This window comes from Desulfovibrio sp. JY (assembly GCA_021730285.1).
Taxonomy (GTDB): domain Bacteria; phylum Desulfobacterota; class Desulfovibrionia; order Desulfovibrionales; family Desulfovibrionaceae; genus Solidesulfovibrio.
Window position 1 is genome coordinate 1,555,038 of sequence record CP082962.1, and the last position, 24,885, is coordinate 1,579,922.

The following is a 24,885-nucleotide window of genomic DNA, read 5'->3' on the forward strand; positions in this document are numbered from 1 at the left end:
GCCTCAGCGTGTCCCGGGTTCCTTGGGCGTGTCCTGGTCCGCCCCTTGCGCGACCTTGGGCTTGTCCACGCCGAGCACCCGTTCCGCGACGCCCTGCACCAGCACGTAAAAGACCGGCACGACCAGCACGGCCAGGATGGTGGAGGCGAGCATGCCGCCGAAAACCGCCGTGCCCACGGCCCGCTGGCTGGCCGCGCCGGCTCCCGAGGCGGTCAGAAGCGGCACCACGCCGAGGATGAAGGCGAACGAGGTCATGATGATGGGTCGAAAGCGCAGCCGCGCCGCTTCCACCGCCGCCTGGGCGATGTCCATGCCCCGGGCGCGCCGTTCACGGGCGAATTCCACGATCAGGATGGCGTTTTTACTGGCCAGGGCGATTAAGAGCACCACGCCGATCTGCGTGTAGACGTTGTTGTCCATGTGCCGGAGCATCAGCGCCACCATGGTGCCGAGCAGGGCCAGCGGCACGACCAGGATGACGGCCGTGGGCGTGCACCAGCTTTCGTACTGGGCCGAAAGGACCAGGTAGACCAGCACCACGGCCAGGGCGAAGATCAGGTAGGCCTGGTTGCCGACCTTTTTTTCCTGGTACGACATGTTGGTCCACTCGGTGGCCATGGACGTGGGCAGGTTGGCCTTGGCCATCTGCTCCATGAGGGTGAGCGCCTGGCCGGAGCTGAAGCCTGCGGCGGCGGACCCGTAGACCGAGGCCGCGGTGTAGAGGTTGTAGCGGGTCAGCACCGTGGGCCCCAGGATGTCCTTGATGGTGGTGACCGCCGACAGGGGCATCATCTCGCCCCTGTTGTTGCGGACCTCGAGCTGCATCACGTCCTCGGCCTTGAGCCGGAAACGCGGCTCGGCCTGGGCCCGGACCTGGTAGACGCGGCCGAACTTGTTGAAGTCGTTGATGTAGGTCGAGCCCATGTAGGTCGACAGGGTGCTGAAGAGGTTGTTGAACGTCACGCCCTTGTACTGGACCTGGGTGCGGTCGATGTCGGCGTAGATCTGTGGCGTCGAGGCGTTGTAGGTGACGTTGAGCGGGGTGAGCCCGGTCTGGGTGCGCCCGACGCCGACCAGCCCGTAACAGGCTTTTTGCAGGGCCACGGGGCCGAGGTTGCCCCGGTCCTCCACCATCATCTGGAAGCCGCCGGCCTGCCCCAGGCCCTGGATGGCCGGCGGGATCATCACGAAGGCCACGGCGTCCTGGAGCGTGGCCAGCCGCTCCCGGAGGTAGCGGACGATGGTGGTCTGGTCCACGCCCTTGGGCCGCTTGTCCCAGTCGGTGTAGGTGACGAAGACGGCGGCCATGTTGGGCTGATTCAAGGAATCGAGAATGGACATGCCGCCGAAGGTGATCCAGTCGGCCACGCCGGGCGCGTCCTTGAGAAATCCGTCGATCTGCTTGATGACCGCGGCCGTGCGCGACAGCGACGCCGCCGGCGGCAGCTGGACGCTGACGATGGCGTAGCCCTGGTCCTCTTCCGGCAAAAAGCCGGTGGGCAGGGAGGAGAAGCCGACGAACGTCACCGCGATGAGGATGACGTAGCCGATCATGGCCATCTTGGCGTGGTGGACCATGAAGCCGACGATGGCGGCGTAGACGTTTTCGCAGCGCTGATAGACGGCGTTGAATCCCCGGAAAAAGGCGTTGGGCTCCTTGGTGTGCGGCTTCATCCACAGGGCGCACTGGGTGGGCTTGAGCGTCGCGGCGTTGAGCGCGCTGATGACGGCCGTCGCGGCGATGACCAGGGAGAACTGGCGGTAGAGCTGGCCGGTGATGCCGGGCATGAATGAGGCCGGCAAAAAGACCGAGATCAGCACCAGGGTGATGCCGATGATCGGGCCGAAGAGCTCCTTCATGGTGAGAATCGCCGCGTCGTGGGGGGTATTCCCCTGTTCGATATGGTGGGCCGTGCCTTCCACGATGATGATGGCGTCGTCCACCACGATGCCGATGGCCAGGATGATGCCGAAAAGGGTCACCAGGTTGACGGAGAATCCCAGCATGGCCATGGCGATGAACGCGCCGAGGATCGTGACCGGCACCGTGGTGGCCGGCACGAGCATGGCCTTGAAATCCTGGAGAAAGAGCATGATGACCAGAAGCACCAGGATGCCGGCCTCGATCAGCGTCTTGTAGACGTCGTGGATGGACTGGTTGACGAAGCGGGTAGTGTCGAACGGGATGTTGTAGACGAGCCCGGGCGGAAAATCCGCCGCGATTTTCTTCATGGTCGACTTGACGAGGTCGGCCGTCTGGAGGGCGTTGGCTCCGGGCAGCAGGTAGATGGCGATGATGCTGGCCGGCTTGCCGTCCTTTTCGGCGAACAGGTCGTAGGTCTTGCTGCCGAGTTCCACCCGGGCCACGTCCTTTAAGCGCAGGACCTGCCCGGTCTGGTTGAAGTCGGTCTTGAGGATGATGTTCCCGAACTGTTCGGCGTCCTCCAGGCGGCCCTGGGTCTGGATCATGTACTGGAAGTGCATGTCCTTGGGGGCGGGCTGCTGGCCGATCTGGCCGGCGGCGACCTGGACGTTCTGCTGGGAGACGGCGTTGATCACGTCCTGGGCCGTCAGCCCATAGGTCTTGACCTTGTTCGGGTCGAGCCAGATGCGCATGCCGTATTCGTCGCTGCCGTTGACCGTGACCGAGCCGACGCCGGGGATGCGCGAGAGTTCGTCGCGCACGCGCAGGTAGCCGTAGTTGGACAGAAACAGGCTGTCGTAGGTGCTGTCCGGCGACTCCAGGGTGACGCACATCAGGATGGCCGTGGACTTTTTCTGCACCGTGACGCCCTGGGCCTGCACCTGCTGGGGCAGTCGGGCCAGGGCCTGGTTGACGCGGTTCTGGACGAGCACGGTGGCCATGTCCACGTCGGTGCCCACCTCGAAGGTCACGGTCAGGGTGTAGGAGCCGTCCGAGGCGCTGTTGGAACTCATGTAGAGCATGTTTTCCACGCCGTTGACCTGCTGCTCGATGGGCGCGGCCACGGAATCGATGATCACCTGGGGACTGGCGCCGGGAAAGCTGGTCGTGACCTGGACCGTCGACGGCGTGATGTTCGGGTACTGAGCCACGGGCAGCCCGAGCAGCGTGACCACGCCGAGCAGCATAATCAGCACGGCGAGCACGTTGGACAGGACCGGCCGCTCGATGAAGAATTTGGAGAACATGGCGCGCGGCCCTTATTTTTTGGCCCCGGCGGGCGGCGTCTTGGCCGCCTCGGGCGCGGCTTGGGGCGATTTGGGCGCGTCCGGCATCGGCTCGGCCTTGCCGCCGGCCCGAACCCGTTGCAGGTCGCTGACGATGACGCGTTCGTTGCCGGTCAGGCCCTTTTCCACCACGAGCATGTCATTGACGGAAAAGCCGATGGTCACGGGGCGTTGTTCCACCACGTTCTTGTCGTTTAAAAGCAGGACGAACCGGCCGAGCTGGTCCTGGCCGACGGCCGTATCCGGCACGAGCAGGGCCTCGCGCTCCATGAGCGGAATGCGCACCCGGGCGAAAAGGCCTGGAGCGATGGCGCCGTCGGGATTGGGCAGCTCGCCGCGAAGCAGGATGGTGCCGGTCTTGGGGTCGATGCCCAGGCCGTAGTAATCAAGCACGCCCTTGAACGGATAGTCGGTCGAATCGCCAAGTCCCATCTCGACGGGGATCTTGACGTGTTTGCCCGGAGCGGCCTTGCCGCCGCGGCTGGCCTGCAGGCGCAGCAGGTCGCGCTCGCCCAGGGTGAAGTAGACGTACATGGGGTCGTAGCTGATGATGGTGGCGAGCAGGGTCTTTTCCCCGCCGCCGACCAGGTTGCCCACGTCCACGTCGCGCCGGCTGACCCGGCCGTCGAAGGGGGCCGTGACCTTGGTGTAGCTCAAATTGATCTGGGCCAGCTCGATTTGCGCCTTGGCGTTTTCCACGCCGGCCTTGTACTGCTCGCGCTGGGCGTCCCATTTGACCACGTCCGTGTCCGGGCCGGCCTTTTCGCGCAGCAGGTTTTTGGCCCGCACGTATTCGATTTCGGCCTGATGCAGTCCGGCCAGCTGGCTTTGCAGCCCGGCCTTGGCTTCCAGGACCTTGGCTTCGTAGGGCTCGGGCTGGATCACGAACAGCAGTTGCCCCTTTTTGACGGTCGCGCCGTCCACGTAGGCCTGCTTGACCAGGAAGCCCTCGATGCGGGCGCGCAGGTCGACGGAATTGACGGCCTGGGTATTGCCGGTGAAATGCATGTATTCCGTGACCTTGCGGCGCTCGGGCGGGGCCACCTTGACCTTGGGCGGAGGCGGCGCCACGTACTCGTTGCCGCCCTTGCAACTGGAAAGGGCGAAAAGCGCGGCCGCGACTGCGACCAGGGCGACCAGGGCCGGAACGATCCGTTTGTGATGCATAAGCATGGGCAATCCGCCGCGATGTTGGTTACGAGTGGCTAAATATCCGGCGCGTACCAGAGGATGTTGCGCTTTTTCGGGTCCGTGATCTTGGCCGGATCTTCCCGTATCTGCCGGCCCCACCAGGTGCGCTTTTCCATCTCGTGGCGCACGTCCTCGGGCACGTAGGGCAGGCCTTGGCGCACCTGCCAGCCGCCGCCGAGGGCCCGGTAGAGGCTGACCAGGGAGATCACGACCTGCCCCTGCGTCTGCACGAGGTCATCCTGCTGCTTGAGCAACTGCTGCTGGGCCACCAGCACGGTGGTGTAGTCGGTCTTGCCTTCGCTGTACTGGATAAAGGCCAGATCGGCCGAGCGTTTGGCCGCATCGGCCGCCTTGGCCAGGGACACCACCTGGGCGCTGGCGCCGATGTAGGCGGCCAGGGCGTCCTCCACCTCGCGCAGGGCGGTCAGCACGGTCTGCTGGTACTGGATGAGCAGGGCCTGGAACTTGGCGTCCTGCACCCGCACGTTGTCGATGATGCGGCCGTAGTTGAAAAGATTCCAGCCGAATTGGGGCGAGAACTGGGCCGTGAAGCCGTTGTTGGACAGCAGGTCGGACAGCTTGAACACGCCGACGTTGCTGGCCAGGAAACCGATGCTGCCGGTCAGCGAGAACGAGGGGAAAAGATCCGCCTTGGCCACGCCGATCTGGGCGCATTGGGCCATGGCCGCGTACTCGGCCGCGCGCACGTCCGGACGCCGGCGCAGCAGGTCGGCCGGCACGCCCACGGCGATTTCCCAGGGCGGGGCGGGGATGCCCTTGGAGTCGCCGAGGCCCTCCGGGGCCTTGTCCGGGGGCAGGCCGAGCAGCACGGACAGGGCGTGCTGGTTTTTCTTGATGGCGCTTTGAAATCCCGGGATGGTGGCTTCGGTGGAGAGCAGCATGGTCTTGGCCTGCTGCACGTCGCGTTCGCTGGTGGCCCCGTAGCGGAAGCGGGCCTCGGCGATCTTGAGCCCTTCTTTTTCCAGGGCCACGTTTTCGTGGGCGATCTTGAGCTGCGCCTGGTTGACGCGCAAATCCAGGTAGGTCCGGGCCACGTCGCCGGCCAGGCTCACCAGGGCGTTGTCGTAATCGGCGGCGGAGGCGCGCATGGCGGCGTCGGCCGATTCGATGCCGCGGCGGTACTTGCCCCAGAAGTCCAGCTCCCAGGCGGCGCTTAAGGCCAGGCTGTTCTGCCAGATCTGGTCGGGCGAGGTGGTCTTGGATTCGGTGCTCGGCTGGGGCCAGCTGGGCCCCAGATGGCTTTCCCGGGAGTAGGCGTAGCTGCCGGAGGCGGCCTGGGATTGCGGATACAGCTGCCCCACGGCGATGCCGAGCTGGGCCCGGCCCTGGATGACCCGCAGTCCGGCCACGCGCAGGGTCAGGTTCTGGTCGAAGGCGGTCCGGACGAGCTTGGACAGCTCCGGGTCGCCGAAGACGTCCCACCATTCCTTTTGCACGGCAGGCCCCTGTTTGACGGCAGCGTCGCCTTCGGTCCAGCTGTCGTAGACCGCTGCGTCGGGGCGCTTGAAGTCGGGGCCGAGCTTCATGCAGCCGCAAAGGCAGAGCGCCAGGAAAAATGTCGCGCACAGCCGGAGCCTGGTGGGGGTTACGTACATCGATGCAGGACCTATGGCCTCGAAGGCAGGGTTGTCTGGAATGTCCCGGTGTCGCCGAACGGATGCCGCCTCGCCGCTCCATGGCCCCCCGTTTTTCGGGGAGGGCAAAAAATACGGGCATGCTCTGGCGGTACATTTCGATAACAACGTATATGTGTTATCGTCAAGGCGGGGCATGGAAAATTCAGGTCTTTCGATGAAGTGTCGCCAGGGAATCCGCCGTGGAACGGCCCGGGCCATTTTATCCACGACCGGGCAGGGGTGGGACTGCTTTTTCTGTGCCCGTGCCGACCGGCTCATTACTATGTTGCCGACGAATGCTGCCTTGCCGCACCGCCATTCGTCAGCGGGCTGCCTCCCGCGCGGGCCGGCGTTATTTTCCTTCTATGCGCCGCATTGGGCCACAGCGTCCGGGATATGCGGCGATCCGATGCCATTTCCCGATCCCGCGACATCGCCCGCGAGCCGCGCTGCATCGGCCGCATGATCGGTCCCGCTCCGGGTGCAACGCGATGATCGCATGGAGCAGGGCGGCCCTGCCCACGACCGCGCACAAGGCCCGCCGCCGTGGTCGTGCGCTGATTGGAGCCGTTGCATGAGGAAGAGTGTTTTCGAAAATGATGCCGGGGGGAAACCTTTCTGCAGAAAGGTTTCCCCCCGGACCCCCTTTCCCAAGACTCTTGGCGGTTACGGCGTGTTGACGTTAGAATGCCTGTAATCGTTAAAAGTTTTGGGGAGGGGAGAGCGCGAGAGGGGAACCCTTTTTTCAAAAAGGGTTCCCCTCTCGCATTTTCCTTGCAATGTCTTGACAGGGCCGGGCCGGCCGCATATTATTCACACTATGAACGAACGCGGCGCCATCCAGGCAGGGGAGTTATCCCGGGAGCAGAAGCGGCAGTTCAGCCGGATGCTGGACAGGCTGTACCAATGCTGCGCCGACACCCACGCCTACCTGTCGGAGAAGTTCGACATCCCCCAGGCGGAGTTGCGCTGCCTCATGCTTTTCGGCCAGGAGCGCTATCTGACGGCCAAGGGCATTGCCGCGAAGCTCGGCATCGCCCGCAGCCGCGTGACCAAGCTGGTGGCCGGGCTGACGGAGAAAAAGCTGCTGGCCAAGGTGCCCGATCCGGCCGATTCCCGGGTGGTGCTTTTGGCCCTGACCCCGGCCGGAAGCAAGGTGCGCCAGGAAGTGACGGCGGTGCAGCACGCCATGCGCGACGCCGTGCTCGGGGCCATCGAGCCGGATCGACGGCACATGCTGCTGCAATCCCTGGATTTACTCAAGACGGCCATGGAGCGCGTCGGCGAGGCCTTGGAATAGGATTTTTGCGTCCAATTCTTTCATAGTATATACTAAATATACGATTTGTAAAGAATAATAGGCTTAAATAAAAAGATAAAATTTTTTCATGGCATGTTTGCTTTCCTCCCGCGAGGAAACAAACGGACGGAAACGGCGAGCACCCGGATATTCCGGACAAAACCGGCAGTAACACACGGCACGATCGTTTGGAGGCAATATGGATGTGGATGTGACGGCGCAACTCGAGGAACTGCGGGCGCGGGTGGAGAGCCTGGAGCAGGGCGGCCAGGAGAACAAGCTTTCCATGGTGGTTTTTTCCGGCGACCTGGACAAGGCACTGGCCTCGTTCATCATCGCCACCGGCGCGGCGGCCATGGGCATGGAAGTCATGATGTTCTTCACCTTCTGGGGCACGCCGCTTTTGCGCGATCCCAAAAAGTCCGCCTCGGGCAAGGACATGATGGGGGCCATGTTCGGGGCCATGCTGCCCAAGGGCGCGCCCGGCGCGAAGCTCTCCAAGATGCACTTCGGCGGCATGGGCACCAAGATGATGCGGGACCTCATGAAGAAGAAGAACGTGGCCTCCCTGCCGCAAATGATCGAACTGGCCGCGGATATGGGCGTCAAGATCTGCATCTGCGACCTGTCCATGAACCTGATGGGTTTCAAGCGCGAGGAGATGATCGACTACCCCGACCTCATGTACTGCGGGGTGGCCACGTTCCTCGAACAGGCCATGGGCAGCAAGGTGCAGCTTTTCATCTAACGAACGGCGGGAAACCGCATAAATAAAGGAGACACATCGTATGAGCGCCATGGAATACAAGAAGGAACTGGATCTGCGTAATCTGCCCTGTCCCATGCCGGTGGTGAAGATCAGCAAGGGCATCAAGGAAGTGGCCGTGGGGGAAGTGGTCAAGGCCGTGACCACCGATCCGGGCGCGCTGACGGATTTTCCGGCCTGGGCCAAGACCAGCGGCAACGAGATTCTCGAGACCGAGGAAGCCGGGAGCGAGGTCAATTTCTACATCAAGCGGCTGAAGTAACGAGCCGTCCGCCACGGGCCGGGGCGTTCCCCCGGCCCGACCCAAGGAGAATGCGCTCCCATGGAGACATTGTATTATCTCGTGTTGGTGCCCATGGTGTATGCGGCCGTGTGCCTGTTCGCGGCGGGGCTCGTCTGGCGCATTGCGCGGCTCATGCGTCGGCCCAGGCTCAACGCGCCCCTGGCCATCTACCCCACGCGCCGCCCGTCCTGGTTTTACGCCGTGAACGACGCGCTGTTCATGCCCTCGGTGCTCAAGCACAATCCCGTGCTGTGGGTCGCCCTGGGCTTGTTTCACCTGGGGCTGGCGCTGCTGTTCTTCGGCCACCTGGAGCTCGTGGCCGACATCCGCTGGTTGCAGCTCGTGCCCCACGCCATTTTCCTGGGCAAGGGGGCCATCGGCGTGACCCTGCTCGTCTGCCTGCTCTATTTCCTGTCCCGGCGCATGATCTCTCCGACCAAGGAGCTGTCCGTGCCCGAGGACTACCTGCTGCTGCTGCTCCTGTTCCTGACCGTGCTCTTCGGGGCCCAGATGGATTGGGCCAGGAACTGGTTCGACTACGGCACCATGGGCGTGGACGATTACCGCGCCTATCTGTGGAGCCTCGTCACCTTCCATCCTTCCGTGGACACGGTCACGGGCTCGGGCCATACCTTCATGCTGGTGCTACACGTCTTTTTCGCCAACCTGCTGCTCATGGTCTTCCCCTTCACCAAGCTCATGCACGCCATTTTTACCTTCGCGCTCAATGCCATAAGGAGGGGCTAGCCATGGAAGCCTCGGTACGCGAAAAACTCATCGGCCTTTTCGACAGCAAGCTGACGCGGGAAATGCTCTTAAACCTCGAGACCTGTTCCCGCTGCGGCATCTGCACCCCGGCCTGCCATGCCTACGCCTCCATGCCCCTGGTGAAATACGCTCCGGCCTACCGGGCCGAGGTGGTCCGGCGCATCTACAAGCGCTATTTCACGGCCCAAGGCCGTTTCGCGCCGGGGCTCGGCGAGGCCAAGGAAATCACGGACGCCGCCCTGGAGGAACTGCGCGAGGCGGCCTATTCCTGCACCGGCTGCCGGCGCTGTATGATCTACTGTCCCTTCGGCATCGACACCCAGCAGATCATGTCCATCGCCAAGCTGCTCCTGATCGGGGCCGAGGCCGAGCCGGAGATTCTCAGCATGCTGGCCGACGTGTCGGTCTCCAAGGGCGAGAACATCGACGCCATCAAGGACAGCTTCCAGGCCGGGCTCAAGCGCCTGGAAGGGCAGGTGGTGGACAAGTGGAAGGTGGAGGCCGGCACGACCCCCATCCCGACCGACGTGGTCGGCGCGGACATGCTCTATGTGGCCCTGGCCGGGGCCCATTCCATCGTGCCGGCCGCGGCCATCTTCAACGCCGCCGGGGAGCATTGGAGCTTAAGCTACTTCGAGGCGGTCAATTTCGGCGCCTTCGTGGGCGATCCGACCAAGACCAAACTGATCCTGGACCGCATCGTCAACGAGGCCAAGCGGCTCAAGGTGAAGGAAGTCTGCATCTGCGAATGCGGCACGGCCGTGCGCGTGGCCAAGCAGCTGGCCCGGGACCAGCCCTTCACCGTGGTCAGCCTGACCGAGGTGCACGAGCGCTATCTGCGGCAGGGGCGCATCAAGGTGAAAAAACTCCCTGGGAGCTACACCTACCACGATCCCTGCCAGATCGCCCGCAACGGCGGCGTGTACGACGAGCCGCGCGCCATCCTCGGCCGCATCGTCACGGATTATAGGGAGATGTCGCCCGATCCCAAGTACAACTGGTGCTGCGGCGGCGGGGGCGGACTCGTGGCCATGGGCGAGGATACGCTGGATTTCCGCATGCGCTCCTCCAAGGTCAAGGCCGACCAGATCCGGGCCAGCGGGGCCGATACCGTGGTCACGGCCTGCGAGAACTGCCATACCCAGCTGGAAAACATCAACGAACACTACGGGCTGGGCAAAAACGTCCGCTTCCTCTCCTCCCTCCTGGCTGATGCTTTGGTGCATCCGTAAGAGTCCTTTGGGGAATGGAACCGGGGGGAAACCTTTCTTGCAGAAAGGTTCTCCCCCCGGACCCCCTTTCCAAAGACTCTTCACGGTGACAGCCTCCTAGCGATAACACTCTGTTACCGTTAAAAGTTTTCCTGGTTACGCACAATCCTCAGCCAGTTTGAGCAGTCTGTAAGGCATGGGCGGCGTCCGCAAGGAGACCCAGGCCAACCGCGTGAGCATTGTCGCCAAGTCATAACGGCGATTGAATCGATATCCGAACGAGGCCAGATAGCGCGACACATGTTTGCCTCTCACGGCACGATATGTTCCCAATAATGCTGACTTCACATTGCCAAGCATGGTGTTGACCCACTTAAATACTGAGTCCTGCACAGCCTTGCGGCCACTGTCTTGAACGGGTTCGTGCCGACAGCCCGCAGCCTGGACCTCGGAAAAACATGGCAACCGGTCCGTCACCACCAATGTCCCGGAACGCAAGATTTTCTGAGATGCCCGCTGCACCTCATTACGCCGAAAACCTTTGACTCGGCACAGCTTCATCTTGTGTGGTTGTCCACTTTTTGTCGTTTCAACTGCCGCAATAAACGGAATTTTTCCTGGGGCACCACGTCCACGTTTCCCACCACGTCGTTTACCGCCAAGGTAAGCATCGTCCATCTCTACGCGGCCGGTGAGACGTTGCTGGTGTTCACGTTCGAGCATGACCTGCATCAGCTTGTGAGACATTTTCCAGGCCGTCGTTTGCGTGACACCAAGTCTGCGGGCTAATTCGACACTGGAGATGCCGCCCTTACTTTGAGTGAGGTGATAAATGGCGCGGAACCACTTCTTGAGGGGAACTTTGGTGGAAGCGAAGATTGTGCCAGCGGTCACCGAAGTCTGCGTACGGCAATGTGAGCACTGAAAGAGCCGTCGCCTGCCAACAATAAGCAGCGAGTACTTATCCCTGCCGCAAATTGGACAAACGAATCCTTCGGGCCAACGCCATTGCACGAGGTGTGCCCAGCATTTCTCCTCGGTGCCGAATTGCGCCTCAAACGCATCTTCGCTCATACCCTTCTGGAATTGCACAATGTTTCTTGCCAGATCCAGCGCCTCCAACCCCCAGAAAATACACAAAACAATGACCGCTGACAATTAGCTGATGATTGTGTGTAAGCAGGAAAGTTTTTGGGAGGGGAGAGCGCGAGAGGGGGACCCTTTTTTCAAAAAGGGTCCCCCTCTCGCACATCTTCCACTTCCCTTCCTCCCCCCTAAAATAATCTCCCCACAGCAACGATGGCCATGCCGAGGGCCACGGGGCCGAAGAAGCCGCGTGTCTTGATGGCCAGGGCCAGGGCGGCCAGTCCCGCCCACAGGGTCAGGTTTTCCAGCCCCAGTTGAAGGTGGTTTTCCTGGAGGAAGAGCGCCGGGGCGGCCAGGGCGGCCAGCACCGCCGCCGGCACGTGGGAGAGGAAGCGGATGACGGAGGGCGGCAGCGTGCGTCCGGAGAGGACGAGCAGCGGCGCGCCGCGCGTGACGTAGGTCACCGCCGCCATGGCGCAGATGGTGCAGAAGATGCCTATTTGTCCGTCCATGCCGCCGCCACCGTGCCGCAGGCCGCGCCGGCAAGTCCGGCTGCGAGCGTTCCGAATCCCGAAGCCCCGTGAAGGGCGGCCACAAGCGAAAATCCCGCTCCGGTCAGGGCCGCCACGACATGGGAAGGCCCCTTGAGCTGGCCGGCCAGAAGCGCCACGAACATCCCGGGCAGCGCGAAGTCCAGGGCAAAGGCCCGGCCGTCGCCAAGCGCGTCGCCAAGGATCACGCCCAGCGCCGTGCCGAGGACCCAGGCGGACTGGGCCAGAACGTTGATGGCCAGGGTGTGTTTCTTGTCCTTGTCGCCCCGGCCGAAGCGCGCCGCGTGCAGGGCGAAGCTCTCGTCGGTCAGTTCGAAAGAAAAGGCGGCCAGTTCCCGCTTGCGCCAGCCGGATAAAAGCGGGGCCATGGCCGCCGAAAAAAGCACGTGGCGCAAATTGACGGCCAGGGTGGTGATGACGATGGAGAGCCCCGAGGCTCCGGCCGCGAAAAGTCCCACCGCCACGAGCTGGGCCGAGCCGGCGTAGACCAGAAGCGACATGGCCAGGACGTTTATGGCGTCAAGTCCGGCCTTGCCGGCGAGCACCCCATAGGCCATACCAACCGGAACGTACCCCATGGCGATGGGCAGGGTTTGGCCCAAGGCCGCGCGCCATACCGCGCCTGGGGCTCCGGCCTGTTCTCCGCTATACAACATGCGATCCTCTTTCCGGGAGAAAAGCGTCAAGCGCCATGAAAATCGTTGCCATCGTCGTCTCGGCCCTTGGGTTGGCCTACTGTAGTTACCTCGTCTACATGTACATCGCCCAGGACGGCATGGTCTTTCCCGGCCGGGCGGCCGATGCGGCCCGGGAACAGGAACTTGGCCGCTACTACGCCGGGTTGCAGCCCTTCGACGTCACGGCCGCCGACGGCACGAAGCTGACGGGGTATTATCTGCCCCGCGAGCGTGACGGACGACCGGCCCCGGCGGTGCTGTATTTCTGCGGCAACGCCGAGCAGCAGTCCGGGTTTTTCCTGTGGTCGCCAAGCGAGTTGCAGCCCTATGGCGTGGCCGGCGTGGACTACCGGGGCTACGGTCATTCGGCCGGAAAGGCAACGGAAAAAGCGCTCAAGTCCGACGCCCTGGCCGTGTACGACGCCCTGGCCAAAAAGTTGGGCGACAATCCCCGCATCCTGGTCATGGGCCGAAGCCTGGGCACGGCCCTGGCCGCCTGGGTGGCGGCGCGGCGTCCGGTGGCCGGGGTGATCCTGGTCACGCCCTTCGATTCGCTGGTGTCCGTGGGCCAGCAGTCCCACCCCTTCGCGCCGGTGCGGCTGCTCATGAAATATCCCTTCGACGTGTTGCCGGACGCGGCCAAGGTGCGCGCGCCCACGCTTTTTCTCGTGGCCGGCGAGGACACCTTTGTTCCGCCCGTCCATGCCGAGCGCCTGGCCGCGGCCTGGAAAGGCCCCAAGGAGGTGCGCGTCATCGACGGCGCGACCCACGGCAACATCGTGGATACCCCGGAATATTGGGCGTACGTGCGTGATTTCGTCAAGGAACGCCTGCACTAGGAGGCGCGGGGGAAAGGGCGGGCGCGATGTCCGGCAACGCCGGTGGCGACCGCCGGAGATATCAACCCCCGTCCGCGATGGTGTCCGCAGCGACTTGACGCCAGAAGTTCATCCCTGGTAGCGGATGATCCGCTTTGTCGGAGCATCCATGTCCGCGGAAAGGGCTGCGCCCACGACATACTGATCGTATCCCCGATCCGTCCCTCCCTTTTTTGTCTGCAGCGGGCACAGACAACGAAAAAGGGAGTCCTCCATGCCGCAATCGCTCGACCGGACCCGAAAGGCTTTTCAACTCAATCTCGAACAACAGCGCAAACGCGCCAAGGACCTTTGCCGGGCGGTAAAAAGTGGCGACCCCGCTGCCCTTGCCCGCATTGCAAAGTGCCTGGCCGGCGCGGGCAAAGCGCCTCTCGCCGCCGTGCAAGCGTTCAAGCTTGCGGACGCCCAGCGGGTGATCGCCCGCGAACTCGGGCTCGGCGGTTGGCCGCAGCTCAAAGAGCACCTCGCCGCCATGGCAAGGGAACGGGCGGCCATGGGCATACGCGACGCGCCCGACCACGGTCCCAGAACGCTGCATATCCGTTGCGGCGGCGACATTGCCGAGACGCTTCGCCAAGCCGGCTTCACCGGGGAGTACCTCGAGTACGCCAATCCCTTTTGCCAGGGCCCGGTGACCGGGGAGCCCGACAGCCCGGAGCGGCTTCTCGAGCGGGCCCGCTTCTTGGCGCAGAGCTACGGGAGCCACCTCGGCGTCACCCTTGCCCAATGCGAAACGCGGCTCAGGCGGGAGGAGGACCGGCTCGCCGCCGCCCCCCGCGACTACGAACGCGTCGTGTTGTGGTTCGAGCACGACAGCTTCGACCAGCTCATCTTGATCCGCTGCCTTGCCTTGTTCGCGGCGCATCGACCGCCGCTTTTGGATCTGGTTTCGGCAAACCGGTTTCCCGGATCGCGCCGCTTCCTTGGCCTTGGCCAATTGCCGCCGGAAGGTCTCCGGCTTTTATGGGCGGGTCGAAAACCCGTATCGGCGCAACAAACGGCGCTCGGCCGCAACGCCTGGGAAGCCCTGCAAGCGCCCGACCCGACAGGGCTCGCCGCTCTGGCGAACGACCGCAGCGGCGTCCTGCCCGATCTTGCCCCGGCCCTGCGGCGTCATTTGCGGGAACTTCCCTCGGTCAAAAACGGCCTGGACCTGACCGAGGAACTCGTTCTGGCCGGCCTGGCCCAGGGCAGCCAAACCATAGGGGACCTCTTCCACGGTCTCTTGTCGGACCGCGAGCCCCTGCCCTGGCTTGGGGACATCATGTTCGCGCATATCGTCGAAGCAATGGGAAAGGCGCTTGTGCCGCCGTACGCCATTTCGCCGGAAACGGCGTCGGCACCCTGGCAGCGCCGGCTCCTGACGATCACCCCGGTCGGGGAGCAGGTGCTTTCGGGCGAAAAAGACTGGTTGACGCTCATGCCGCCGGAGCGATGGGTCGGCGGGGTCCGCATCACGCCCGGGGCGGACGCCTGGCGGTGGGACGAGGACAAGCATCGGCCGGTTTTCGTCCGACAGCCCACGACAGACTCCCCCCAGCCGCATTTGTAACCCGCGCGGGCTTGCCAAAGCGCCGGCTTCATGTACCTCCTGGTATAGGAAAGACGAACCGTCGTTTTCCCTTTAGCCAGGAGGTCCTCCATGCGCGTTGACGACCATGCCCATGTCTTCACCTTCAAGACGTTTCTGACCCGTGCGGCCGAGGCCGATCTCAAGGTCCGCCTCATGGCCTGGCATCTGTCCGAAGCGGCCGCCAACGATGCGGTCAGGCTGGCCAAGGCGGTGCTGCTCGGCGAGGACGCCGCAGCCCGTCTGGCCGCGTTCGCGGCGACCTGGGGGCTTGCCGGCAGTCCCGTCCTGGAATTTTTGCGCCGGGGCTGTCTGCCGGATATCGACGACGTGACGGACGCGCTCATGGCCGATACCACGGCGGCGGCGGGGGAGGACGACGCCCTGGCCGTGCTGCTCATGATGGACGTGGTGGATGGCGACTCCACGCCGGAGGAACTGGCCCTCTACGAAACCCAGTTCACGCAGACGGTCGCCCAGGCCGAGCGCTATCCCGGCCGGGCCTTGCCCTTCGTGATGATCAATCCCCTGCGCGGCAACGCCGCCCTGGACTACCTGCGACGCGGCCTCGACGAGGGGCGCTGCGTCGGGGTCAAGCTCTACCCGTCGCTTGGCTATACGGTCACCGACCCGATGATCCCGAAGATCCTGCGCGCCTGCCAGGACGCCGCCGCGCCGATCATCATGCACTGCAACGACGCCGGGTTTTGCGGCCCGGGCTACGACTGCACCTACTGCTCGCCCATGGCCTGGCAGGACGTGATCGCGGATTACGACGTGCGCTTCGATTTCGCCCACTTCGGCGACCACACCAAAGGCAACGCGGCCAGCGACACCCATCCGTCCTGGCGCGACTTCATCACCACGCTGATGGACCGGTTCCCCGGCCGGGTCTATGCCGACGTGTCCTACCAGTCCGGTCCCCTCGGCACGCCGGAGGAGCAGGAAGCCTATGTCGCCTGGCTCAAGGGACAGTTGGCCGACGAGACGCGGGGCAGGCACATCCTGTTCGGCACCGACAGCTTCCTTATTTTTCTGGCGACAACAGCCAGGAACTATTGGAATTTCTTCAAGACCGCCCTGGGCGAGGATTTCGAGCGCATCGCCATGACGAATCCGGCCCAGTTCCTAGGCCTGCCGGCGGCAGGGACGGCACCGGACCCGAATACGGCCCTCGGGCGGCATGTGGCCTATCTGCGGGAGCGCAAGAACGCCCCGGACAGCCGCTTCGGCCAGGGCTCGGCCCCGGCCGGCTGGCTGGCCGGCCTGCTATGAGGCTTCGACCGGGGCGTCGCAGGAGGAGGGCAGGGGGCCGGAATCGCGCACGCCCGGCCCCGGGCGCACTTTGGACAGGATGGCGTCGGTCAGGTCGCCGAGCCCCTCGCGGCTGCGGGCCGAAACCGTGATGGCCTCGGGGAAGCAGTTTTTGAGCGTCGTCTTGAGGTCGTCCGGCACGGCGTCCCATTTGTTGAGCACGAAAATCCGGGGGATGTCGGCAAGGCCCATCTCGCGCAGGATCTCGGCCACGGCCGTGGCCTGGTTTTCCACCTCCGGGTGGGAGGCGTCGGCCACGGCCACGAGCAGGTCCGCCGCTTCCAGCTCTTCCAGGGTGGCCCGGAAGGCTTCCTTGAGCTCCTTGGGCAGCTCGCGGATAAATCCCACCGTGTCGGTCAGGATGATCTCGCGGTCGCAGGGAAAGCGCAGCCGCCGGCTGGTCGGGTCCAGGGTGGCGAACAGCCGGTTTTCGGCCAGCACGGCGCTGCCGGTGAGCGTATTTAACAACGTGGACTTGCCGGCGTTGGTGTAGCCCACGAGCGACACCACCGGGAGCCCCGCTCTGGCCCGGCCGGCTCGGGCCGCGGCACGGCGCTTGCGCAGGTTTTTGAGCTCGTCCTTGATGCGGCCGATGCGTTCGCGGATGCGCCGCCGGTCCACCTCGAGCTTGGTTTCGCCCGGGCCCCGGCCGCCGATGCCGCCCATGAGCCGCGACATGGCCCTGTCCTGGCGCACCAGGCGCGGTTGCAGGTATTTGAGCTGGGCCATCTCCACTTGCAGCTTGCCCGAACGCGTGGCCGCGTGCTGGGCGAAAATGTCCAGGATCAGCTGGGTGCGGTCGATGACCCGCAGCTGGGTCACCTCGGTGAGGTTGCGGATCTGGGACGGGGACAGCTCGCCGTCGAAGACGAGCAGCGAAGCGCCGTAGCGCAGCGCCGCCACCTCGATTTCGGCCAGTTTGCCCTTGCCCAGGATGAATTTCGGATTGACCGTCGCCACCCGCTGCACCACGGTCTCGGCCACATCCAGGCCGGCCGTGTCGGCCAGGGCGGCCAGCTCGTCAAGCGAGGCTTCCTGGACGGGGCGCGGGCTGCTGGCGACGCTGACCAGCACCGCCTTCTCCCGACCGGACGGAGCCGTGCCCGGAGCGGCGAGCTTTCCGCCCTCGCGGGCCAGTTCCTCTTCCAGGGCCGTGGCCAGGGCGTTGAAATCCTCCTCCACCTTGTCGAAGGGCAGGGGCGGCAGGATGTCGTAGGGCGCGTCCCCGGCTCCGGGCGGCAGCAGATGGGCGATGTGGAGCTTCACCGGCTGGGCGAGCTGGTTGACGGTCAGGGCGGCCACGCTGTCCAGGCGCAAGAAGAGCATGTCCGTCAGGTCCTCTTCGGTGAGGCCCTCCTCCGTCAGATGCACGTGGAGCAGGCGCAGGCCGCGCAGACGTCCGGCGCCGAGGCGGGCGCGGTCGAGTTCCGGGATGAGGATGCCCTTGGGCGTGCCGACCAGGATCAGCGCCGGCCGGCCCTTGCGGTCGAGGAGCAGCCCCACCTGCCGGCCGATGCCATAGGCGATGGCGGCCAGCTCCCGGGCCTGGTCCGGGGTGTAGCCGCCCACGGACGGGTAGCGGCGGGTGCCCAGGCGCTCCAGCGCCCGCATCTGGCTGGGCTTGAGGCCGACGGTGTTGCCTTGGACCTTGGCGGCGATGATGATCCCCTTTGGAAAAATGTTGGTTGGTTGGCCGGCGGGGGGGCTGCGGTGCAGGCGCGCGGCGCATATTTGAAGAATACGCCTTCGCCTTCCCCGCAGCCCCCCGCCGGCCCTGGTCACCCGACCCATGCGCGGGAGCGATGGCATCACGTTGAGCGCCAGCCGGGGGGCGCGGATGACACGCGCACCCAATCCAGGCGCGGGAGCGATGGCCGTTTTCGATTCTTTGCAGCCACCAGCGTCCCCACCCGCCCCATGCGCGGGAGCGATGGCATCACGTTGAGCGCCAGCCGGGGGGCGCGGATGACGCGCGCACCCCACCCATGCGCGGGAGCGATGGCGTCACGCGGCGCGTCCCAGGCGACCTTCGGGGTTACCCGTCCCGTCTCCGGGAACGAGTTTTCCCCGGACAGGCGCTAGCCTCGGACAGCCGCAACTCTTCTGTATGTCGTCCTCAAAGAACGCGCGTCCATCGTTGGAGGACAACGCATTTGAATACTCTTTTCCCTTAAAATACTCACGTATTTTAAGGGATGCCCCCTGGTGAAAGTTTTTGAAGGGGGTCCAGGGGGAAACTTTTTTCAAAAAGTTTCCCCCTGGCCGCCGGAGGCATCTTCTCTTCCCTCTTCTCTCTTCTCTCTCTTAAACAATCGTCGCGTTGCCGTCGCGCAGCTTGCCGACCAGAAAGCCGATGGCGATGCCGAGGATACAGCTGCCGATGCAGCTGATGCCGAAGATGGACACCAGGTCGTTGACGTTGCCGATGATCTTGCGGCCGAAGAGGATGTGGAAAAATCCGTAGCAGATCCAGATGATCATGCCGCCGTGGAAGCCGAAAAAGAGTCCGTCCATCATCCGGTCGTGCACTTCCACGGATTCGATGTATTTGTAGCAGATGATCTGGGCCACCACGCCGAAGAGGGTGATGGAGCCGAACGAGGCCAAAAGCTGGATGACCATGACCACGATGGTGGCGTGCCAGGGGTCGCCCTTGCGGATCGAGACGATGACGCCCGGCATGAGGCTGATGAGCCAGAGGATCGGCACACCGATCTCCTGGTAGCGTTTCTTTATGTATTCCGACATATTGGCGATAAAATGTCCCATGCTTGGTCCCATGCCCGTCCGGCCCCGGCGTAGCTGGTGCAGGACCGGGGTGATCCGAGTTGCCGACACGGCCTCGTTGTGGCGCGTCGAACCGTTTTGAAAAAGCAACACGTTATTCCGCATGCGTCTCCGAAGCCTTTTCCAGCGGGGTCGCATATGGAAAAATTACGTACGGCCGCGTTGTCAAGCGCTTCGGAAAACGTCATACTGACAGCCTGTGCCGAATGCAACGCGTTTCCCGAACCCCGGCGTGCCGCGACCTCCGGACGCCCGGCAACCCCGGCCGGCAGCATGGAATATCCCACCACAGGCCGCGAGGGCGACAAATCCCGTCCGCCGCGCATCCTCATCGTCGACGACGAGGCCATAAACCTCGAGACGTTGTCCTGGATGCTGCGCGAGGCCGGCTTCGAGCCGCTTCGGGCCGACAGTGGCCCAAAAGGCCGGGAGATCGCCAGCCGGGAACAGCCCGACCTCATCATCCTCGACATCATGATGCCCGGCGAATCGGGCTTTGAAACGTGCGGCAAGCTCACCGCCGATCCGGCCACCGCCGACATTCCCATTATTTTCATCTCGGGCCTCGACGACGTGGACAACAAGGTCAAGGGCCTGCGCATGGGGGCCGTGGACTACGTGCCCAAGCCTTTTGCGCGGGAGGAGGTCCTGGCCCGGGTGAAGGTCCACATCCGGCTGCGCCAGGGCATGCGGGCCCTGCTCGCCCAGCAGGCGGCCAAGCTGGCCCAGATCCGCGACGCCCAGCAGGCCATCCTGGTGGCCCCGGGCGACCTGCCCGAGGCCCGGTTCGCCGTGCGCTACGTGCCGGCGCTGGAGGCGGGCGGCGACTTCTACGACGTGTTTCCCTGGACGGCCACGGTCATGGGGTATTTCGTGGCCGACATCGCGGGCCATGACCTCGGCGCGTCGTTCGTCACCTCGTCGCTCAAGGTCCTGTTGCGCCAGAACACGGGGCCGCTGTTCACCCCGGTGGAGACGCTCAAAAACATCAACAGCGTGCTGGCCTCGCTGCTGCGCGACGGCAAGCACCTCACCGCCGCCCTGGTCTGCCTCAACCGCGTCCGCGGTAAGCTCACCCTGGTAAACGGCGGCCATCCACCCCCCATCCTGGTCCCGGCCGGCGGGAGCCAGGCCAGCCTGCTGGCCGCCGACGGCGACGTGCTCGGGGCCTTCGCCACCGTGCAGTTCGGCCGGGTCGAGCGGCGGGTCGCGGCCGGGGACCGGATCTATCTTTACACCGACGGATTGATCGAACGGTTCGGCCCGGGGGCCAAGGCGCGCGAGCAGGGCCTGGCCGATCTCCTGGCCGCTTGCGTCGCCGTTGCCGGCCAGCCCCTCGAAACGGCCGTGGACACGGTGATGCGGGGTATCCTGGACGCCGGCCGGCCGGCCGACGACATGGTTTTCATGGGGATCGAGGTGTGACGGCCATGTTCGAGATGGAGTCCTTCCCCGGCGGCATGCGCATCCGCTTTGCGGCCACCTTGCCCCTGCTCGACCGGGCCGTGGCCGAGACGGTACGGTTCGTGGCCGGCCAGAACGCCAGCGGGAGCCTTTTCGACGTCAAGCTGCTGTTGCGCGAAGCGCTTTTAAACGCCGTGGTCCACGGCAACCGAAGCGACCCCACGCGCCAGGTGGATCTCGAGGCCCGGGCCAGCGAAGGGCGACTGACCCTTGTCGTCACCGACCAGGGGCCGGGCTTCGACTGGCGTTCCGGGTTGGCCAGCATGGCGCCGCCCGAGGCCACCAGCGGCCGGGGACTCACCATCCTCACCCTCTACGCCGACGACGTGCGCTACAACGCCGCCGGCAATGCCGTAACACTGACCAAGGCCGTTCCCGGTCTGCACGGTCCGGCCGTCCCCCCGGAAGCGGGGGAGAACATCCAGCGGAGCATCACTATGGACGACATTCGCATCGAGGACGGCAAGGCTGTTCTCTCCCCGGCGGGAGACATCGTCGCCTCCGTGGCCGACGCGCTTCGCGCCAGACTCAAGGAGGTCCTGCAGGAACATCCCGGCGGCCTCGTCATCGACCTGGCCAAGGTGGAACTGATCGATTCCGTGGGCATCGGCCTTCTTATCGCCGTACACAACACGCTCGGCAAAAAAGGCGGCCGGCTGGTCCTTCGCAACGTCAATCCCGATCTGGCGGCGCTTTTGCGCACCATGCGGTTGGACAAGCATTTCCAGATCGAAGCCTCCTCGTGACGCGTCCTTGAAGACGCGAGCGGTATTATGCGATAATGCCAATCATGTCTTTATACACCTTTTCCGAATAACAGGGATTTCCGGACGTCGAGGACACGACGCCGGCCGGAAGCGAGGCAGCCGTGGACGCAGTGGACGACGAAATCATGGCCATGTTCGTGGAGGATACCCGCGAACACCTGGCCGACATCGAATTGGCGCTCATGGACATGGAGCGCGGCGGGGCGGACATCGACGAGGAGCTCGTCAACAAGGTTTTCCGGGCCGCCCATTCCATCAAGGGCGGGGCGAGCTTTTTAAACCTCAACAACACCCGCGACCTTGCCCACAAGCTGGAAAACATCCTGCACATGGTGCGCAGCCGCGAAATGGTGCCCGACACCAGGGTCATCAACTGCCTGCTGGCCGGCTTCGACCGGCTGCTCGGACTGGTGGAGAACGCCGCCGAAAGCGACGCCGAGGACATCTCCGGCATGCTGGCCGACCTGTCCGGGCTGACGACCGAGCACCTGCCCTCCGAGGCCCGGGCCGAGGCCGCCGCCGCCATCCCCATCGCCCTGCCCGGGGGCACGGTCGTTTTTACCGAGGACCAGCTCAGCCTGCGCCAGGCCACCGCCGGCGGCAAGAACCTGTACCTCGTGGAGTACGACCTCATCCACGACGTCCAGGCCAGGGGCAAGACGCCCCTCGACGTCATCAACACCATGGAGTCGAGCGGGCTGATCGTCGACTGCCGCATGGAGCTGGCCGCCGTGGGCGACCTGGACGCCCCGCCGGTCAACCGTATCCCCTTTTACGTGCTTTTCGCCTCCATCGTCGAACCCGATATCGTGGGGTATCTCTTCGCCCTGGAGGGCGACCGCATCCATCCCCTGGACGTGGCCGCGCTGACCGAGGCGGCCGCTACGGGCGGCAATGCGGCAGCGGTCCGCGAGACCTTCGGCCCCTGGGAGCTTGCGGTAACGGGCGCTGCGGCCACGCTTTCGCTTCCGGCCGATGCCCCGGCCGAGGCCGGGAGCGCCAGGGAGGCGCTTGTCGCAGCGCTGGCCCGGGGCGCGAAAACGACCCTCGTGTGGCACGATCCCGGGGAGATCGACCTGGCGTTTCTCCAGGTCCTGGTCGCGGCCGGCAAGAGTTTCGCCGCCCGGAACCTGTCGCTGGCCCATGACGCCGCGCCGCCCAGGGCCCTCGCCGCCACGGCCGCCCGGGCCGGCCTGACGCCGGAATCCCTGGCCGAGGCGGGAGTGCCCGGAAAGCTTTTTTTCGCGTCCTGACGGTCGCGCCAACGTCCGCTACGGAGGACAGACACGGATGGTAGGCAACGACGAGATGCGCGCCCTTTTTGCCGAGGAAGTGCAGGAAAACCTGGCCGAACTCGACGGGGCGCTGCTGGAGCTGGAAAAGACCCCCGGGGACAAGGACCTTGTCGACCGGATATTCCGGGCCGTGCACACGCTCAAGGGCGCCTGCGACATGTTCGGCATCTCCGGCGTGGTCGTCCTGGCCCACGATCTGGAGTCGCTTTTTTCCCAGGTGCGCGAGGGCTGGCGGCGGGTGGGTAAGGACCTGCTCGACGCGGCGTTTCTGGCCAAGGACCGGTTCACGACCATGCTCGGCGGCGAGGACGGCCCGGTCGGCGGCGAGGACCCGGAGCTTGCCGCCCGGCTCAAGGCGCTGCTGCGCTCGGTGGATATGCCGGACGACGCCCCGGCGACGGAGGCCCCGGTCGTCCCGGACGCCGCGCCGGCCGCGCCGGCCGCGTCGGGGGCGGTCGTGACGCAGAAACGATCCTGGCGCATCCGCCTTGCCCCGTCCGACCCCGGCCATCTGGCCAAGGCCGATCCCCTGGCCCTGCTCGACACCCTGCGGGGCATGGGCGAGGCCTCGGTGCGCTGCGACCTGACGGGGGTGCCCGATCTCGAGGCGCTGGCGCCGGAGGATTGCACCTTGCGCTTCGAAGTGATCCTGACGGCGGATACCGGCGCCGTGCCGGACGCCGAGGCCCTGCGCGACACGTTTTTTTATCTGGAAAACCCCGCCGACGTGGTGATTGCGCCCTGCGAGCCATCCGAGGCGACCGCGGCCTCGGATGTCCTGGAATGGCCCGAGATCCCGGCCCCCGAGCCCGAGGCCAAGCCCGTGGCGGAAGCCGCGCCGCCGGCCGTTTCCCCGGCCGGGCCTTCCCCTGTCGTCCCCGCCGCCAAGCCCGAGGCCAAGCCTGAGGCCAAGCCTGAGGGCAAGCGTCCCGTGGCCGCGAAAAAGGAAGTCATGCAGAGCCTTCGCGTGGACGCGGCCAAGCTCGACGACCTGGTCAATCTGGTCGGCGAACTGGTCATCGCCCAGGCGCGGCTCACCCAGCTGGCCTCGGGGCTGGCCCAGCCGGCGCTGACCAGCGTGGCCGAGGAAATCGAGCGGCTGTCCAACGAACTGCGCGACAACACGCTCGGCATCCGCATGCTGCCCATCGGCACCACCTTCAGCCGTTTCCGCCGGCTGGTGCGCGACCTGTCCGCGGAAATGCACAAATCCATCGAGCTGGTCACCGAGGGCGGCGAAACGGAACTCGACAAGACCGTCATCGAGCAACTCAACGATCCCCTGGTGCATCTTTTGCGCAACAGCATCGACCACGGCATCGAGGCGCCCGGCGAACGGCTGGCCGCCGGCAAGTCCGAAACCGGGTCCATCGTGCTTGCGGCCGAGCACGCCGGGGGCGAGGTGGTGCTGTCGATCATCGACGACGGCCGGGGCATGGACCCGGCCCGCATACGGGCCAAGGCCGAGGAAAAAGGGCTCGTGTCCCCGGAGGCGCGCCTGACCGAGGCGGAGATCTACAACCTCGTCTTTCTGCCCGGGTTCTCCACGGCGGAAAAGATCACCAACGTCTCGGGCCGGGGCGTGGGCATGGACGTGGTCAAACGCAGCATGGACGCGCTGCGGGGCAAGATCGACATCCACAGCGAGCTCGGCAAGGGCTCGCGCATCACCATCAAGCTGCCGCTGACCCTGGCCATCATCGACGGGTTGCAGATCAAGGCCGGCGAGGACCAGTACATCATCCCGCTGTCGCTGGTGGAGGAGTGCGTGGAGCTGCCGCGCGAAAACGCGGAAGCCGCCGGACGCGGCCGCACCATCCATCTGCGCGGCGAGATCGTGCCCTACATCCGGCTGCGCGAGGCCTTCGAACTGGCCGGCAACGCCCCGGCCATCGAACAGGTCGTGGTCACCCGCTTCGAGGGCGAACGGACCGGCATCGCCGTGGACGAGGTCATGGGCCAGCAACAGACGGTCATCAAAAGCCTCGGCAACTACATCGGGTCGGTGGCCGGCATTTCCGGGGCCACCATAAACGGCGACGGCACCATGTCCCTGATCCTTGACGTGCCGACGCTCGTGGCCACGGTCAAACGCGCCGTGGCTTAGGGGGAGGGGAGAAGGGCAGGAGG

General features: G+C 64.9%; 20 protein-coding genes. 12 read left to right on the forward strand and 8 right to left on the reverse strand.

The window, feature by feature from the left end:
- Positions 1 to 3: 3 nt before the first annotated feature.
- Genes K9F62_06960 through K9F62_06970 form a run of 3 tightly spaced genes read right to left on the reverse strand, consistent with a single transcriptional unit; the run spans position 4 to position 6,017 of the window.
- On the reverse strand, positions 4 to 3,171 hold the full coding sequence (locus tag K9F62_06960) for a multidrug efflux RND transporter permease subunit (protein UJX42404.1): 3,168 nt from the start codon (positions 3,169 to 3,171) through the stop codon (positions 4 to 6).
- Positions 3,172 to 3,183: 12 nt separating this feature from the next.
- On the reverse strand, positions 3,184 to 4,383 hold the full coding sequence (locus K9F62_06965) for an efflux RND transporter periplasmic adaptor subunit (protein ID UJX42405.1): 1,200 nt from the start codon (positions 4,381 to 4,383) through the stop codon (positions 3,184 to 3,186).
- A 32-nt stretch (positions 4,384 to 4,415) separates the two neighbouring features.
- Positions 4,416 to 6,017 carry an efflux transporter outer membrane subunit gene (locus tag K9F62_06970; GenBank protein UJX42406.1) on the reverse strand — a complete coding sequence of 534 codons (1,602 nt, stop codon included), beginning with the start codon at positions 6,015 to 6,017 and terminating at the stop codon, positions 4,416 to 4,418.
- 841 nt (positions 6,018 to 6,858) lie between these two features.
- On the opposite strand from K9F62_06970, the gene K9F62_06975 reads away from it, so the two are divergent.
- The 5 genes from K9F62_06975 (at position 6,859) to K9F62_06995 (ending at position 10,387) form a co-directional block, all read left to right on the forward strand.
- Entirely contained in the window at positions 6,859 to 7,338 is a 480-nt protein-coding gene (locus K9F62_06975) for a MarR family winged helix-turn-helix transcriptional regulator (protein UJX42407.1), read from the forward strand.
- A gap of 199 nt (positions 7,339 to 7,537) precedes the next feature.
- Positions 7,538 to 8,086, forward strand: coding sequence for a DsrE/DsrF/DrsH-like family protein (locus K9F62_06980; protein UJX42408.1), 549 nt, complete (start codon positions 7,538 to 7,540; stop codon positions 8,084 to 8,086).
- Positions 8,087 to 8,126: 40 nt separating this feature from the next.
- Positions 8,127 to 8,366, forward strand: a complete 240-nt coding sequence (locus tag K9F62_06985) for a sulfurtransferase TusA family protein (GenBank protein ID UJX42409.1) — start codon at positions 8,127 to 8,129, stop codon at positions 8,364 to 8,366.
- Positions 8,367 to 8,426: 60 nt separating this feature from the next.
- Entirely contained in the window at positions 8,427 to 9,134 is a 708-nt protein-coding gene (locus tag K9F62_06990) for a respiratory nitrate reductase subunit gamma (protein UJX42410.1), read from the forward strand.
- Positions 9,135 to 9,136: 2 nt separating this feature from the next.
- Positions 9,137 to 10,387: a (Fe-S)-binding protein gene (locus K9F62_06995; protein ID UJX42411.1), complete on the forward strand. Its 1,251-nt coding sequence runs from the start codon at positions 9,137 to 9,139 to the stop codon at positions 10,385 to 10,387.
- Positions 10,388 to 10,522: 135 nt separating this feature from the next.
- Here K9F62_06995 and K9F62_07000 read toward each other — a convergent pair whose 3' ends face one another.
- The 3 genes from K9F62_07000 to K9F62_07010 form a co-directional block, all read right to left on the reverse strand.
- Positions 10,523 to 11,473 (reverse strand): IS1595 family transposase, encoded by a 951-nt coding sequence (locus K9F62_07000; protein UJX43159.1) that lies wholly within the window; start codon positions 11,471 to 11,473, stop codon positions 10,523 to 10,525.
- 167 nt (positions 11,474 to 11,640) lie between these two features.
- Positions 11,641 to 11,964 (reverse strand): AzlD domain-containing protein, encoded by a 324-nt coding sequence (locus K9F62_07005; GenBank protein UJX42412.1) that lies wholly within the window; start codon positions 11,962 to 11,964, stop codon positions 11,641 to 11,643.
- Complete coding sequence (locus tag K9F62_07010; protein UJX42413.1) at positions 11,949 to 12,659, reverse strand: AzlC family ABC transporter permease; 711 nt, start codon at positions 12,657 to 12,659, stop codon at positions 11,949 to 11,951. The genes K9F62_07005 and K9F62_07010 overlap by 16 nt, the downstream gene beginning before the upstream one ends.
- A 35-nt stretch (positions 12,660 to 12,694) precedes the next feature.
- Between K9F62_07010 and K9F62_07015 the strand changes: the two genes are divergently transcribed.
- The 3 genes from K9F62_07015 to K9F62_07025 all read left to right on the forward strand — a co-directional run bounded on the left by K9F62_07015 (position 12,695) and on the right by K9F62_07025 (position 16,403).
- Positions 12,695 to 13,519 (forward strand): alpha/beta fold hydrolase, encoded by an 825-nt coding sequence (locus K9F62_07015; GenBank protein ID UJX42414.1) that lies wholly within the window; start codon positions 12,695 to 12,697, stop codon positions 13,517 to 13,519.
- A 253-nt stretch (positions 13,520 to 13,772) separates the two neighbouring features.
- On the forward strand, positions 13,773 to 15,110 hold the full coding sequence (locus K9F62_07020; GenBank protein UJX42415.1) for a DUF1835 domain-containing protein: 1,338 nt from the start codon (positions 13,773 to 13,775) through the stop codon (positions 15,108 to 15,110).
- A gap of 90 nt (positions 15,111 to 15,200) precedes the next feature.
- Entirely contained in the window at positions 15,201 to 16,403 is a 1,203-nt protein-coding gene (locus tag K9F62_07025; protein ID UJX42416.1) for an amidohydrolase family protein, read from the forward strand.
- Here K9F62_07025 and hflX read toward each other — a convergent pair.
- Both hflX and K9F62_07035 read right to left on the reverse strand, forming a co-directional pair.
- Positions 16,398 to 18,053 (reverse strand): GTPase HflX, encoded by a 1,656-nt coding sequence (hflX, locus tag K9F62_07030; protein UJX43160.1) that lies wholly within the window; start codon positions 18,051 to 18,053, stop codon positions 16,398 to 16,400. The genes K9F62_07025 and hflX overlap by 6 nt on opposite strands.
- 693 nt (positions 18,054 to 18,746) lie before the next feature.
- Positions 18,747 to 19,211 (reverse strand): hypothetical protein, encoded by a 465-nt coding sequence (locus tag K9F62_07035; GenBank protein UJX43161.1) that lies wholly within the window; start codon positions 19,209 to 19,211, stop codon positions 18,747 to 18,749.
- Between the two features lie 291 nt (positions 19,212 to 19,502).
- On the opposite strand from K9F62_07035, the gene K9F62_07040 reads away from it, so the two are divergent.
- The 4 genes from K9F62_07040 (at position 19,503) to K9F62_07055 (ending at position 24,862) form a co-directional block, all read left to right on the forward strand.
- A complete protein-coding gene (locus K9F62_07040; protein UJX42417.1) occupies positions 19,503 to 20,654 on the forward strand; it encodes a fused response regulator/phosphatase in 1,152 nt (383 codons plus the stop codon).
- A gap of 5 nt (positions 20,655 to 20,659) precedes the next feature.
- The gene (locus K9F62_07045) at positions 20,660 to 21,439 is read left to right on the forward strand and encodes an ATP-binding protein (GenBank protein UJX43162.1); all 780 of its coding nucleotides are present in this window, start codon (positions 20,660 to 20,662) and stop codon (positions 21,437 to 21,439) included.
- A gap of 122 nt (positions 21,440 to 21,561) precedes the next feature.
- On the forward strand, positions 21,562 to 22,713 hold the full coding sequence (locus tag K9F62_07050; protein ID UJX42418.1) for an Hpt domain-containing protein: 1,152 nt from the start codon (positions 21,562 to 21,564) through the stop codon (positions 22,711 to 22,713).
- Between the two features lie 37 nt (positions 22,714 to 22,750).
- Positions 22,751 to 24,862: a chemotaxis protein CheA gene (locus tag K9F62_07055; protein ID UJX42419.1), complete on the forward strand. Its 2,112-nt coding sequence runs from the start codon at positions 22,751 to 22,753 to the stop codon at positions 24,860 to 24,862.
- Positions 24,863 to 24,885: the final 23 nt, after the last annotated feature.